The organism is Caballeronia sp. (assembly GCF_028292365.1).
GTDB lineage: Bacteria > Pseudomonadota > Gammaproteobacteria > Burkholderiales > Burkholderiaceae > Caballeronia.
In genome coordinates this window covers 1-10,807 of record NZ_JAQGMM010000292.1, presented here as the reverse complement: position 1 = coordinate 10,807, position 10,807 = coordinate 1, and the positions used below count along the sequence as shown (strand labels likewise).

Genomic DNA, 10,807 nt, shown 5'->3' with positions numbered 1-10,807 from the left:
AACAAGGCAGCCGCCGGTCACTACGCAAAAGCAGGCGTCGAAGCTGGCACCGTCCTCAAGGAATTCCGCGTTACTGCAGAGCGCCTCGCCGAACTCAAGATTGGCGACGTCGTTCCTGCCAGCCTGTTCGAAGTTGGCCAGAAAGTGGACGTGCAAGGCACCTCCATCGGTAAAGGTTACGCCGGCACCATCAAGCGTCACAACTTCAAATCCGGTCGCGCATCCCACGGTAACTCCCGTTCGCACAATGTGCCGGGTTCAATCGGTATGGCGCAGGATCCGGGTCGTGTTTTCCCGGGTAAGCGCATGACGGGTCACATGGGCGACGAAACGGTTACGGTTCAAAATCTCGTGATCGCTCGTATCGACACTGACCGTCATCTGTTGCTGGTCCGTGGCGCTGTTCCTGGTGCTAAGGGCGGTAAGGTCTTCGTGACGCCGGCTGTCAAGGCTCGCGCTGTGAAAGGAGCGAAATAATGGAACTTAAGCTCCTGAGCGCCAATGGTCAGGAAGGCACGGGTGTGAACGCATCGGACGTCGTGTTCGGTCGCGATTACAACGAAGCCCTGATCCATCAGGTCGTCACGGCCTATCAAGCCAACGCACGTAGCGGTAACCGCGCGCAGAAGGATCGTGAGCAAGTCAAGCACACGACCAAGAAGCCGTGGCGTCAAAAGGGCACGGGCCGCGCTCGTGCCGGTATGTCGTCGAGCCCGTTGTGGCGCGGCGGTGGCCGTATCTTCCCGAATTCGCCGGAAGAAAACTTTTCGCATAAGGTCAACAAGAAGATGCATCGCGCAGGTCTCTGCTCGATCTATTCGCAGTTGGCTCGTGAAGGTCGCATCGTGGTCGTCGACGAGATGACTCTCGAAGCGCCGAAAACCAAGCTGCTGGCCGAAAAATTCAAGGCAATGGGTCTCGAGTCCGTCCTGGTCATTACTGACACGGTCGACGAAAACCTGTACCTCGCGTCGCGCAATCTGGCCCACGTGGCCGTTGTCGAGCCGCGTTACGCCGACCCGCTCTCGTTGATCTACTTCAAGAAGATCGTGATTACGAAGGCTGCGGTCGCCCAGATCGAGGAGTTGCTGTCATGAGCGAGATTCGCAAGAACGATCATCGTTTGATGCAGGTCCTGCTCGCGCCGGTGATCTCCGAAAAGGCGACGCTGGTGGCCGACAAGAACGAGCAAGTTGTGTTCGAAGTCGCGCCCGATGCCACGAAGCAGGAAGTCAAGGCTGCTGTCGAGCTGCTGTTCAAGGTAGAAGTCAATTCCGTCAACGTGCTGGTCACGAAGGGTAAAGCCAAGCGCTTTGGCCGCTTCATGGGCAAGCGCAAGGACGTGAAGAAGGCGTATGTCTGCCTGAAGCCCGGCCAGGAAATCAACTTTGAAGCGGAGGCCAAGTAATCATGGCAATCGTAAAAGTTAAGCCGACTTCGCCGGGTCGCCGCGCGATGGTCAAGGTGGTCAACAAGGATCTGTACAAGGGCAAGCCGCATGCAGCGCTGCTCGACGCACAGTCCGTGACCGCCGGCCGGAATAACTCCGGTCGCATCACGACGCGTCACAAAGGTGGCGGTCACAAGCAACACTACCGTATGGTCGATTTCCGTCGCATCAAGGACGGCATTCCGGCGAAGATCGAACGTCTTGAGTACGATCCGAACCGTAGCGCGAACATCGCGCTGGTTCTGTACGCAGACGGCGAGCGCACGTACATCATCGCTCCGAAGGGTGCGACGGTGGGTCAATCGTTGATGTCTGGTTCGGAAGCGCCGATCCGCTCGGGTAACACCCTGCCGATCCGCAACATTCCGGTCGGTACGACGATTCACTGCGTCGAGATGTTGCCTGGCAAGGGCGCGCAAATGGCGCGTTCGGCTGGTACGTCCGCGATGCTGCTGGCTCGTGAAGGCACGTACGCTCAGGTTCGCCTGCGTTCGGGTGAAATTCGCCGTGTGCACGTTGAGTGCCGCGCGACGATCGGTGAAGTTGGCAACGAAGAGCATAGCCTCCGTCAAATCGGTAAGGCTGGTGCTAACCGCTGGCGCGGTATCCGCCCGACGGTGCGTGGCGTTGCAATGAACCCGGTCGATCACCCGCACGGTGGTGGTGAAGGTAAGACGGCAGCAGGTCGCGATCCGGTCAGCCCGTGGGGAACCCCGGCTAAGGGTTATCGTACACGCAGCAACAAGCGCACGACGACGATGATCGTTCAGCGCCGTCACAAGCGCTAAGGAGTAAGCAATGGCACGTTCTGTTAAAAAAGGTCCGTTCTGCGACGCTCATTTGCTGAAGAAGGTTGAGGCTGCCGCAGCTGCGCGTGACAAGAAGCCGATCAAGACCTGGTCGCGTCGTTCGACGATTCTCCCGGACTTCATCGGTCTGACGATCGCCGTCCATAACGGCCGTCAACACGTCCCGGTTTATGTTTCGGAAAACATGGTCGGCCACAAACTTGGCGAGTTCGCATTGACCCGTACGTTCAAGGGTCATGCAGCCGACAAGAAGGCCAAGAAATAAGGGGCTATCAAGATGGAAGTAAAAGCTATTCATCGCGGTGCCCGCATCTCGGCGCAGAAAACGCGCCTTGTGGCTGACCAGATCCGTGGTTTGCCGGTCGACAAGGCGTTGAACGTTCTTACGTTCTCGCCGAAGAAGGCGGCGGGTATTGTCAAGAAGGTCGTGCTGTCAGCGATCGCGAATGCGGAACACAACGAAGGCGCCGACATCGACGAGCTCAAAGTAACGAGCATCATGGTCGACAAGGCAGCTTCCCTGAAGCGATTCACCGCGCGCGCAAAAGGCCGTGGTAACCGCATTGAGAAGCAATCCTGTCACATCACCGTGACAGTCGGGAATTAAGGAGCCATACGATGGGACAAAAAATTCATCCGACAGGCTTCCGTCTGGCTGTCAGCCGAAATTGGGCGTCGCGTTGGTACGCGAACAACACCAATTTCGCATCGATGCTGCAGGAAGACATCGGCGTTCGTGAATACCTGAAGAAGAAGCTGAAAAACGCTTCGGTTGGTCGGGTTGTCATCGAGCGTCCGGCGAAGAATGCACGTATCACGATTTACAGCTCGCGTCCGGGTGTAGTGATCGGCAAGAAGGGTGAGGATATCGAACTGTTGAAGACGGAACTGCAACGCCGCATGGGCGTTCCGGTCCACGTCAACATCGAAGAAATCCGCAAGCCGGAAACCGATGCGCAACTGATCGCCGACTCGATCACGCAACAACTCGAGCGTCGGATCATGTTCCGCCGCGCGATGAAGCGTGCGATGCAAAACGCCATGCGTCTGGGTGCTCAAGGCATCAAGATCATGAGCGCCGGCCGGTTGAACGGTATCGAAATCGCTCGTACGGAGTGGTATCGCGAAGGTCGCGTTCCGCTTCACACGCTGCGTGCTGATATTGACTACGCGACCTCGGAAGCGAAGACGACCTACGGCATCATCGGCGTCAAAGTGTGGGTCTACAAGGGCGACACGCTGGGCCGCAATGATGCACCGGTGGTCGAAGAAGTAGCCGAAGACAAGCGTCCGCGCCGCAACGCACGTCCGGGTGGCGATCGCCGTCCGCGTCGTGATGGTGAAGGTGGTGGTCCGGCAAACGCAGGTGCGCGCCGTGGCGCAGGCGCTCCCCGTCGTGCTGGCGGTGCCGGCGGCGACGGGAAGACTGGAGAATAACGATGCTGCAACCGAAACGCAGAAAGTATCGCAAAGAGCAGAAGGGTCGTAACACCGGCAAGGCGACGCGCGGCAACGCAGTGTCGTTCGGTGAATATGGTCTGAAAGCTATCGGTCGCGGCCGTTTGACCGCGCGCCAAATCGAAGCGGCGCGTCGTGCAATGACGCGTCACATTAAACGTGGCGGCCGTATCTGGATCCGCATTTTCCCGGACAAGCCGATCTCGCAAAAGCCGGCTGAAGTACGGATGGGTAACGGTAAAGGTAACCCTGAGTACTACGTCGCAGAGATTCAACCGGGCAAGATGTTGTATGAAATGGACGGTGTTACTGAAGAGTTGGCACGTGAAGCGTTCCGTCTGGCTGCAGCTAAGCTGCCGCTGAAGACGTACTTCGTTTCACGCCAGCTCGGCGCCTAAGGAGCAATGATGAAGGCTTCCGAACTTCACCAGAAAGACCAGGCTGGGCTCAATCAAGAGCTGACGGACCTGCTGAAGGCGCAATTCGGCCTGCGCATGCAACTCGCGACCCAGCAATTGACCAACAACAGTCAATTGAAGAAGGTTCGTCGCGACATCGCTCGTGTGCGGACCGTCCTGACTGAGAAGGCGAACCAGAAATGAACGATAGCGTAAAAACCTCGCTCAAGCGGACGCTGGTCGGCAAGGTCGTCAGCAACAAGATGGAAAAGACGGTCACCGTGCTGGTTGAGCATCGCGTAAAGCACCCGATCTACGGCAAGTACGTCGTGCGGTCGAAGAAGTACCACGCTCACGACGACGCGAATACGTACAACGAAGGCGATCTCGTCGAGATCCAGGAAACCCGTCCGATTTCTAAGACGAAAGCCTGGGTTGTGTCGAAGTTGCTTGAGACGGCTCGCGTCATCTAAGCAGCAAAAAAGCGGTAAAAGAAATATCGCAGTAATTTTCGCTTGCCAGACCGAAATTATGCGTTATAATTTCGGTCTTCCCTCTTTGTGGGAGCCCCATCGCGGGCGAAGTTGGTGGGGGAAGCCAGCGCAGGCGCCAAGCTTGTGCTGACAGATTCACCGGATTGCGATGGCGGGTTTCGTCTGCCCTCGCTGCCTGTTCTAACCCAAGCAGCCACCAGGCTGACGGGACCAAGACTGACCGGTTAAGCCATGGTGGCGTAACTGGATTAAGTTGGGAAAGATAAACCATGATTCAGACCGAAACTCGGCTTGAAGTTGCCGACAACACAGGTGCACGTGAAGTGATGTGCATCAAGGTGCTCGGCGGCTCGAAGCGTCGTTACGCTAGCATTGGCGACATCATCAAGGTGACCGTCAAAGAAGCAACGCCGCGCGGACGCGTGAAGAAGGGCGAAATCTACAACGCTGTGGTCGTTCGTACGGCCAAGGGCGTGCGCCGCCAGGACGGCTCGCTGATCAAGTTCGACGGTAATGCCGCCGTACTTTTGAATGCCAAGCTCGAGCCTATCGGTACGCGTATTTTCGGACCGGTTACGCGTGAATTGCGTAGTGAACGATTTATGAAGATCGTTTCGCTCGCGCCGGAAGTGCTGTAAGGAGTCGCGATGAACAAGATTCGCAAAGGTGACGAGGTTCTCGTCATCACTGGCAAAGACAAAGGCAAGCGCGGTATCGTGCTGTCCGTTGGGGAAGAGCGTGTGACGGTCGAGGGTATCAACCTCGTCAAGAAGCATGTGAAGCCTAACCCGATGAAGGGTACGACGGGCGGCGTAGAAGCCAAGACGATGCCCTTGCATATTTCGAACGTCGCATTGGTCGACGCGAATGGCAAGGCGTCGCGTGTGGGCATCAAGGTCGAGAACGACAAGAAGGTACGCTTCTTGAAGTCGACCGGTGCCACGCTTAGCGTCTGACGCGGAGTAATAAATGGCACGTCTGCATGAGTTTTATAAAGAGAAAGTTGTACCCGGCCTCGTTGAGAAGTTCGGCTACAAGTCCGTAATGGAAGTGCCGCGCATTACCAAGATCACGCTGAATATGGGTCTTGGTGAAGCCGTCGCCGACAAGAAGATCATCGAAAACGCCGTTGGCGACCTGACGAAGATTGCTGGCCAAAAGCCGGTTATCACGAAGGCACGCAAGGCTATCGCTGGCTTCAAGATTCGTCAGGGCTACCCGATCGGCGCGATGGTTACGCTGCGCGGCCAGGCCATGTACGAATTTCTCGATCGTTTCGTGACGGTTGCGCTCCCCCGGGTTCGTGACTTCCGCGGTGTATCGGGTCGTGCGTTCGACGGTCGCGGCAACTACAACATCGGTGTGAAAGAGCAGATCATTTTCCCCGAGATCGATTACGACAAGATCGACGCGCTTCGTGGGCTGAACATCAGCATCACGACGACCGCGAAGACTGACGATGAAGCAAAGGCACTGCTCGCCAGCTTCAAGTTCCCGTTCAGAAACTGAGGTTACCGTGGCTAAACTGGCACTGATCGAACGTGAAAAGAAGCGTGCGCGCCTGGCTGCAAAGTACGCTCCCAAGCGTACGGCGCTGAAGGCGGTCATTGATGACGCGAGCAAGTCGGACGAAGAGCGTTATGCCGCTCGTCTCGAACTGCAACAACTGCCCCGCAACTCGAACCCCACTCGCAAGCGTAACCGCTGCGCGATCACGGGTCGTCCGCGTGGTACGTTCCGCAAATTCGGATTGGCACGCAGCAAGATTCGCGAAATCGCATTCCGCGGCGAAATCCCTGGCCTGACCAAGGCGAGCTGGTAATAGGAGATATCTAAATGAGTATGAGTGATCCTATCGCCGATATGCTGACTCGCATCCGCAATGCGCAGATGGTTGAGAAAGTATCGGTGACAATGCCCTCGTCGAAAGTCAAGGTTGCGATTGCGCAGGTTTTGAAGGACGAAGGTTATATCGACGATTTCGCAGTGAAGTCTGAAGGTGCGAAGTCGGAATTGAATATCGCGTTGAAGTACTACGCTGGCCGTCCGGTTATTGAGCGCATTGAACGTGTCTCGAAGCCTGGTCTGCGTGTGTATCGCGGTCGTAACGACATTCCGGTTGTGATGAACGGTCTTGGCGTTGCAATCGTGTCGACGCCCCAGGGTGTGATGACCGACCGCAAGGCGCGCCAGACCGGCGTCGGCGGCGAAGTCCTCTGCTACGTCGCTTAAACCGAAAAGGAGAAGAAACATGTCTCGAGTAGGTAAAAGCCCGATTACGCTGCCGCAAGGCGCGGAAGTGGCCTTTAGCGGCGAAGTAATCACCGTCAAGGGCCCGCTGGGTACGATTACGCAAGCGGCCAACCCGCTTGTTACGGTAGCAAACGACAACGGCACGCTCAACTTCGCCCCGGCTGATGAAAGCCGTGAAGCGAATGCGATGTCGGGCACGATGCGCGCCCTCGTGGCGAACATGGTGAATGGCGTTACGAAGGGTTTCGAGCGCAAGCTGACGCTGGTTGGCGTTGGTTATCGCGCGCAGGCGCAGGGCGACAAGCTGAATCTGTCGCTGGGTTTCTCGCACCCCGTGGTGCATGCGATGCCGGAAGGCGTCAAAGTTGAAACCCCGACGCAAACCGAAATCGTGATCAAGGGGATCGACAAGCAGAAAGTTGGCCAGGTCGCTGCGGAAGTTCGCGGTTACCGTCCGCCGGAGCCCTATAAGGGCAAGGGCGTGCGCTACTTCGGCGAAGTCGTCATCCTCAAAGAAACGAAGAAGAAGTAAGGGTGCGCAATCATGGATAAGACTCAATCTCGCCTGCGCCGCGCTAAACAGACGCGCGTCAAGATCGCTGAGCTGCAGGTCGCACGTCTGGCTGTGCATCGCACGAACACGCATATCTATGCGCAAGTGTTCTCGGCATGCGGCACCAAGGTGCTGGCAAGCGCGTCGACGCTCGAAGCTGAAGTGCGTGCCGAACTGGCCGACAAGACCGGTAAGGGCGGCAACGTCAATGCTGCGATCGCTGTCGGTAAGCGTATTGCTGAAAAAGCCAAGGCTGCCGGCGTCGAATCCGTCGCCTTCGACCGTTCAGGTTTCCGTTACCACGGCCGCGTGAAAGCGCTGGCTGATGCGGCACGCGAAGCCGGACTCAAGTTCTAAGGGAAGAATTCGTCATGGCAAAGATGCAAGCGAATGTGAAGGCTGAAGAACGCGACGACGGCCTCCGTGAAAAGATGATCGCGGTCAATCGCGTGACCAAGGTGGTGAAGGGCGGCCGGATTCTCGGTTTTGCCGCACTGACCGTGGTTGGCGATGGCGATGGGCGCATCGGCATGGGCAAGGGTAAAGCGAAGGAAGTTCCGGTTGCTGTTCAAAAGGCAATGGAACAAGCACGCCGCAACATGTTCAAGGTGCCGTTGAAGAACGGTACGCTGCAACACGAAGTGCACGGTAAGCACGGCGCATCCGCAGTTCTCCTGGCTCCGGCCAAGGACGGTACGGGTGTTATCGCCGGCGGCCCGATGCGCGCAGTGTTCGATGTGATGGGCGTTCAAAACGTTGTGGCGAAGAGCCACGGTTCGACGAATCCGTACAACCTCGTTCGTGCAACGCTCGACGGTCTGCGCAAGCAGTCCACGCCGGGCGACATCGCGGCGAAGCGCGGCAAGTCCGTCGAAGATATTTTGGGCTAAGCCAGGTGGTCACCATGTCTGATAAAACTGTCAAGGTTCAGCTCGTGAAGAGCCTGATTGGGACCCGTGAAACGCACCGTGCAACGGTGCGTGGTCTGGGCCTGCGCCGAATCAACTCGGTTAGCGAACTGCAGGACACGCCGGCAGTGCGCGGGATGATCAACAAGGTCTCGTACCTTGTCAAAGTCCTCAGCTAAGCGGCTGACCAGGGATCAAGGAGTTGAATATGGATTTGAATAACCTTAAGCCGGCAGAAGGCGCGAAGCACGCAAAGCGTCGCGTTGGCCGCGGTATCGGTTCCGGCCTGGGCAAGACTGCAGGTCGCGGCCACAAAGGTCAAAAATCGCGTTCGGGCGGCTTTCATAAAGTCGGCTTCGAAGGCGGTCAGATGCCTTTGCAACGTCGTCTGCCGAAGCGTGGTTTCAGCTCGCTGACGCATGAGTTCGTGGGCGAAGTGCGTTTGTCGGATCTCGAGAAGCTGCCGGTCGACGAAGTCGATTTGTTGGCTTTGAAGCAAGCCGGTCTGCTTGGCGTGCTCTTCACGAGCGCACGGATCATCAAGACGGGCGAACTGACGCGCAAGATCACGGTAAAGGGCCTCGTTGCTACGAAGGGTGCCCGTGCTGCGATTGAAGCCGCCGGCGGCTCGATCTCTGAGTAACGAACGCGTGTTGTCGTTGTTAGCGAAAGCATCGGAGAAGGTTCTTGGCTAATAGCCCGAGTCTCGCAAAATCCGGTCGAAGCGCTGCGAAGTTCGGCGACCTGCGTCGGCGTGCAATGTTCTTGCTGCTGGCGCTGATCGTCTACCGTATCGGTGCGCATATTCCGGTGCCGGGTATCGACCCGGATCAGCTGGCGAAGCTTTTCCAGAGCCAGTCAGGCGGCATTCTTGGCATGTTCAACATGTTCTCGGGTGGTGCGCTGTCCAGGTTCACGATCTTCGCGCTTGGGATCATGCCGTACATCTCGGCGTCGATCATCATGCAGCTGCTGTCAATCGTTTCGCCGCAAATGGAAGCGCTGAAGAAAGAAGGGCAAGCGGGGCAGCGGAAGATTACGCAGTACACGCGTTACTTCACGGTGGTTCTGGCTACGTTTCAAGCATTCGGTATTGCGGTGGCATTGGAAAATCAAGCCGGGCTCGTTATTGATCCTGGCATGGTGTTTCGGTTGACGACAGTCGTCACGCTGGTGACCGGCACGATGTTCCTGATGTGGCTGGGTGAGCAGATCACGGAGCGCGGTCTGGGCAACGGTATCTCGATCATCATTTTCGGCGGTATTGCGGCGGGTTTCCCGAACGCAATCGGTGGTCTCTTCGAACTGGTTCGTACCGGCTCCATGAGTATCATCTCGGCGATTATTGTCGTCGTGCTGATTGCGGCGGTCACGTTCGTGGTGGTGTTCATCGAACGCGGTCAGCGCAAGATCCTCGTGAACTACGCCAAGCGTCAGGTCGGAAACAAGATTTACGGCGGTCAGTCTTCGCATTTGCCGCTGAAGTTGAATATGTCGGGTGTGATTCCGCCGATCTTTGCGTCGTCGATCATCCTGTTCCCGGCAACTATCCTGAACTGGTTTAGTTCGGGCACGCGGACCGGTTGGTTTGCGAACACGCTGCACGGTGTTGCTGAGGCTCTGAAGCCAGGTCAACCGGTGTATGTGTTGCTGTACGCAATGGCGATCGTTTTCTTCTGCTTCTTCTACACCGCGTTGGTGTTCAACAGCAGAGAGACGGCCGACAATTTGAAGAAAAGCGGTGCCTTCGTTCCCGGGATTCGTCCTGGTGACCAGACGGCTCGGTATATCGATCGGATCCTCACGCGTTTGACGCTGGCCGGTGCGATCTACATCGTGTTCGTTTGCTTGCTGCCGGAATTTCTGGTGCTGCGTTGGAACGTACCGTTTTATTTCGGTGGAACGTCGCTGCTGATCATTGTCGTGGTCACGATGGATTTCATGGCGCAGGTGCAGTCCTACGTTATGTCGCAACAGTATGAATCGCTGCTCAAGAAGGCCAACTTCAAAGGCAGTAACGTCCCTATGCGCTAATAAGGACTATGGCCAAAGATGATGTAATCCAGATGCAGGGTGAGGTGGTGGAAAACCTTCCCAATGCGACTTTCCGGGTTAGGTTGGAAAATGGCCATGTGGTTCTTGGGCACATATCCGGGAAGATGCGGATGCATTACATCCGCATTCTTCCAGGCGACAAGGTAACGGTTGAATTGACGCCTTACGATCTGTCTCGTGCACGGATCGTGTTCCGGGCGAAGTGATTTGAAAAAAGGGTAATATCATGAAAGTGATGGCATCGGTTAAGCGCATTTGCCGCAATTGCAAGATCATCAAGCGCAAGGGCGTTGTGCGCGTGATTTGCAGCTCTGATCCGCGCCACAAACAGCGTCAAGGCTGAACGCCGCGCTTTTTGCTTGCGCTTTTTGTTTGAGGAAAAACAATGGCTCGTATCGCAGGGGTTAACATCCCGAATCACCAGCATAC

23 protein-coding genes are annotated in these 10,807 nt (G+C 56.7%); all 23 read left to right on the top strand.

Annotation, left to right across the window (positions count from 1 at the left end; translation table 11 throughout):
• The coding region (gene rplC, locus JWR14_RS18305) for a 50S ribosomal protein L3 (RefSeq protein WP_299709521.1) at positions 1 to 477 on the top strand (477 nt) is incomplete at its 5' end.
• Positions 477 to 1,097, top strand: coding sequence for a 50S ribosomal protein L4 (rplD, locus tag JWR14_RS18300; protein WP_031361582.1), 621 nt, complete (start codon positions 477 to 479; stop codon positions 1,095 to 1,097). The genes rplC and rplD, both read left to right, overlap by 1 nt.
• Positions 1,094 to 1,408 (top strand): 50S ribosomal protein L23, encoded by a 315-nt coding sequence (rplW, locus tag JWR14_RS18295; protein WP_031361581.1) that lies wholly within the window; start codon positions 1,094 to 1,096, stop codon positions 1,406 to 1,408. The genes rplD and rplW overlap by 4 nt, the downstream gene beginning before the upstream one ends.
• 2 nt (positions 1,409 to 1,410) lie before the next feature.
• Positions 1,411 to 2,238 (top strand): 50S ribosomal protein L2, encoded by an 828-nt coding sequence (gene rplB, locus JWR14_RS18290; protein ID WP_299709515.1) that lies wholly within the window; start codon positions 1,411 to 1,413, stop codon positions 2,236 to 2,238.
• A gap of 10 nt (positions 2,239 to 2,248) precedes the next feature.
• Complete coding sequence (gene rpsS, locus JWR14_RS18285; protein WP_031361579.1) at positions 2,249 to 2,524, top strand: 30S ribosomal protein S19; 276 nt, start codon at positions 2,249 to 2,251, stop codon at positions 2,522 to 2,524.
• 12 nt (positions 2,525 to 2,536) lie between these two features.
• Positions 2,537 to 2,866, top strand: coding sequence for a 50S ribosomal protein L22 (gene rplV, locus JWR14_RS18280; RefSeq protein ID WP_031361578.1), 330 nt, complete (start codon positions 2,537 to 2,539; stop codon positions 2,864 to 2,866).
• A gap of 11 nt (positions 2,867 to 2,877) precedes the next feature.
• Positions 2,878 to 3,696 (top strand): 30S ribosomal protein S3, encoded by an 819-nt coding sequence (gene rpsC / locus JWR14_RS18275; protein ID WP_031361577.1) that lies wholly within the window; start codon positions 2,878 to 2,880, stop codon positions 3,694 to 3,696.
• A gap of 2 nt (positions 3,697 to 3,698) precedes the next feature.
• Positions 3,699 to 4,115, top strand: a complete 417-nt coding sequence (rplP, locus tag JWR14_RS18270) for a 50S ribosomal protein L16 (RefSeq protein ID WP_031361576.1) — start codon at positions 3,699 to 3,701, stop codon at positions 4,113 to 4,115.
• 9 nt (positions 4,116 to 4,124) lie between these two features.
• Entirely contained in the window at positions 4,125 to 4,319 is a 195-nt protein-coding gene (gene rpmC, locus JWR14_RS18265) for a 50S ribosomal protein L29 (RefSeq protein ID WP_031361575.1), read from the top strand.
• Positions 4,316 to 4,588, top strand: a complete 273-nt coding sequence (gene rpsQ, locus JWR14_RS18260) for a 30S ribosomal protein S17 (RefSeq protein WP_213767105.1) — start codon at positions 4,316 to 4,318, stop codon at positions 4,586 to 4,588. The genes rpmC and rpsQ overlap by 4 nt, the downstream gene beginning before the upstream one ends.
• A 290-nt stretch (positions 4,589 to 4,878) precedes the next feature.
• On the top strand, positions 4,879 to 5,247 hold the full coding sequence (rplN, locus tag JWR14_RS18255; protein WP_006052212.1) for a 50S ribosomal protein L14: 369 nt from the start codon (positions 4,879 to 4,881) through the stop codon (positions 5,245 to 5,247).
• A 9-nt stretch (positions 5,248 to 5,256) separates the two neighbouring features.
• Positions 5,257 to 5,565: a 50S ribosomal protein L24 gene (rplX, locus tag JWR14_RS18250; RefSeq protein WP_089162633.1), complete on the top strand. Its 309-nt coding sequence runs from the start codon at positions 5,257 to 5,259 to the stop codon at positions 5,563 to 5,565.
• A gap of 13 nt (positions 5,566 to 5,578) precedes the next feature.
• Positions 5,579 to 6,118, top strand: a complete 540-nt coding sequence (gene rplE / locus JWR14_RS18245) for a 50S ribosomal protein L5 (protein WP_031361571.1) — start codon at positions 5,579 to 5,581, stop codon at positions 6,116 to 6,118.
• A gap of 7 nt (positions 6,119 to 6,125) precedes the next feature.
• The gene (gene rpsN, locus JWR14_RS18240) at positions 6,126 to 6,431 is read left to right on the top strand and encodes a 30S ribosomal protein S14 (protein WP_031361570.1); all 306 of its coding nucleotides are present in this window, start codon (positions 6,126 to 6,128) and stop codon (positions 6,429 to 6,431) included.
• Between the two features lie 14 nt (positions 6,432 to 6,445).
• Positions 6,446 to 6,841 carry a 30S ribosomal protein S8 gene (gene rpsH, locus JWR14_RS18235; RefSeq protein WP_031361569.1) on the top strand — a complete coding sequence of 132 codons (396 nt, stop codon included), beginning with the start codon at positions 6,446 to 6,448 and terminating at the stop codon, positions 6,839 to 6,841.
• A 19-nt stretch (positions 6,842 to 6,860) separates the two neighbouring features.
• Positions 6,861 to 7,394 (top strand): 50S ribosomal protein L6, encoded by a 534-nt coding sequence (rplF, locus tag JWR14_RS18230; RefSeq protein WP_056355422.1) that lies wholly within the window; start codon positions 6,861 to 6,863, stop codon positions 7,392 to 7,394.
• 12 nt (positions 7,395 to 7,406) lie between these two features.
• Positions 7,407 to 7,772, top strand: a complete 366-nt coding sequence (gene rplR, locus JWR14_RS18225; protein WP_056355425.1) for a 50S ribosomal protein L18 — start codon at positions 7,407 to 7,409, stop codon at positions 7,770 to 7,772.
• A 14-nt stretch (positions 7,773 to 7,786) separates the two neighbouring features.
• Positions 7,787 to 8,305, top strand: a complete 519-nt coding sequence (rpsE, locus tag JWR14_RS18220; RefSeq protein WP_031361566.1) for a 30S ribosomal protein S5 — start codon at positions 7,787 to 7,789, stop codon at positions 8,303 to 8,305.
• A gap of 14 nt (positions 8,306 to 8,319) precedes the next feature.
• Positions 8,320 to 8,502, top strand: a complete 183-nt coding sequence (gene rpmD / locus JWR14_RS18215) for a 50S ribosomal protein L30 (RefSeq protein ID WP_031361565.1) — start codon at positions 8,320 to 8,322, stop codon at positions 8,500 to 8,502.
• A 29-nt stretch (positions 8,503 to 8,531) separates the two neighbouring features.
• The gene (gene rplO, locus JWR14_RS18210; RefSeq protein ID WP_299709504.1) at positions 8,532 to 8,966 is read left to right on the top strand and encodes a 50S ribosomal protein L15; all 435 of its coding nucleotides are present in this window, start codon (positions 8,532 to 8,534) and stop codon (positions 8,964 to 8,966) included.
• A 44-nt stretch (positions 8,967 to 9,010) separates the two neighbouring features.
• Entirely contained in the window at positions 9,011 to 10,357 is a 1,347-nt protein-coding gene (secY, locus tag JWR14_RS18205; protein WP_062091256.1) for a preprotein translocase subunit SecY, read from the top strand.
• Positions 10,358 to 10,365: 8 nt separating this feature from the next.
• Positions 10,366 to 10,584, top strand: a complete 219-nt coding sequence (gene infA / locus JWR14_RS18200; RefSeq protein ID WP_047845346.1) for a translation initiation factor IF-1 — start codon at positions 10,366 to 10,368, stop codon at positions 10,582 to 10,584.
• 20 nt (positions 10,585 to 10,604) lie between these two features.
• A complete protein-coding gene (gene rpmJ, locus JWR14_RS18195; RefSeq protein WP_004199844.1) occupies positions 10,605 to 10,721 on the top strand; it encodes a 50S ribosomal protein L36 in 117 nt (38 codons plus the stop codon).
• The last annotated feature ends 86 nt before the right edge of the window (positions 10,722 to 10,807 follow it).

What these genes read in the sequence shown, in the direction of transcription:
- rplD (WP_031361582.1), top strand. Translation starts at nt 477, where the DNA reads ATGGAACTTAAGCTCCTGAGCGCCAATGGTCAGGAAGGCACGGGTGTG.
- rplW (WP_031361581.1), top strand. Translation starts at nt 1,094, where the DNA reads ATGAGCGAGATTCGCAAGAACGATCATCGTTTGATGCAGGTCCTGCTC.
- rplB (WP_299709515.1), top strand. Translation starts at nt 1,411, where the DNA reads ATGGCAATCGTAAAAGTTAAGCCGACTTCGCCGGGTCGCCGCGCGATG.
- rpsS (WP_031361579.1), top strand. Translation starts at nt 2,249, where the DNA reads ATGGCACGTTCTGTTAAAAAAGGTCCGTTCTGCGACGCTCATTTGCTG.
- rplV (WP_031361578.1), top strand. Translation starts at nt 2,537, where the DNA reads ATGGAAGTAAAAGCTATTCATCGCGGTGCCCGCATCTCGGCGCAGAAA.
- rpsC (WP_031361577.1), top strand. Translation starts at nt 2,878, where the DNA reads ATGGGACAAAAAATTCATCCGACAGGCTTCCGTCTGGCTGTCAGCCGA.
- rplP (WP_031361576.1), top strand. Translation starts at nt 3,699, where the DNA reads ATGCTGCAACCGAAACGCAGAAAGTATCGCAAAGAGCAGAAGGGTCGT.
- rpmC (WP_031361575.1), top strand. Translation starts at nt 4,125, where the DNA reads ATGAAGGCTTCCGAACTTCACCAGAAAGACCAGGCTGGGCTCAATCAA.
- rpsQ (WP_213767105.1), top strand. Translation starts at nt 4,316, where the DNA reads ATGAACGATAGCGTAAAAACCTCGCTCAAGCGGACGCTGGTCGGCAAG.
- rplN (WP_006052212.1), top strand. Translation starts at nt 4,879, where the DNA reads ATGATTCAGACCGAAACTCGGCTTGAAGTTGCCGACAACACAGGTGCA.
- rplX (WP_089162633.1), top strand. Translation starts at nt 5,257, where the DNA reads ATGAACAAGATTCGCAAAGGTGACGAGGTTCTCGTCATCACTGGCAAA.
- rplE (WP_031361571.1), top strand. Translation starts at nt 5,579, where the DNA reads ATGGCACGTCTGCATGAGTTTTATAAAGAGAAAGTTGTACCCGGCCTC.
- rpsH (WP_031361569.1), top strand. Translation starts at nt 6,446, where the DNA reads ATGAGTATGAGTGATCCTATCGCCGATATGCTGACTCGCATCCGCAAT.
- rplF (WP_056355422.1), top strand. Translation starts at nt 6,861, where the DNA reads ATGTCTCGAGTAGGTAAAAGCCCGATTACGCTGCCGCAAGGCGCGGAA.
- rplR (WP_056355425.1), top strand. Translation starts at nt 7,407, where the DNA reads ATGGATAAGACTCAATCTCGCCTGCGCCGCGCTAAACAGACGCGCGTC.
- rpsE (WP_031361566.1), top strand. Translation starts at nt 7,787, where the DNA reads ATGGCAAAGATGCAAGCGAATGTGAAGGCTGAAGAACGCGACGACGGC.
- rpmD (WP_031361565.1), top strand. Translation starts at nt 8,320, where the DNA reads ATGTCTGATAAAACTGTCAAGGTTCAGCTCGTGAAGAGCCTGATTGGG.
- rplO (WP_299709504.1), top strand. Translation starts at nt 8,532, where the DNA reads ATGGATTTGAATAACCTTAAGCCGGCAGAAGGCGCGAAGCACGCAAAG.
- infA (WP_047845346.1), top strand. Translation starts at nt 10,366, where the DNA reads ATGGCCAAAGATGATGTAATCCAGATGCAGGGTGAGGTGGTGGAAAAC.
- rpmJ (WP_004199844.1), top strand. Translation starts at nt 10,605, where the DNA reads ATGAAAGTGATGGCATCGGTTAAGCGCATTTGCCGCAATTGCAAGATC.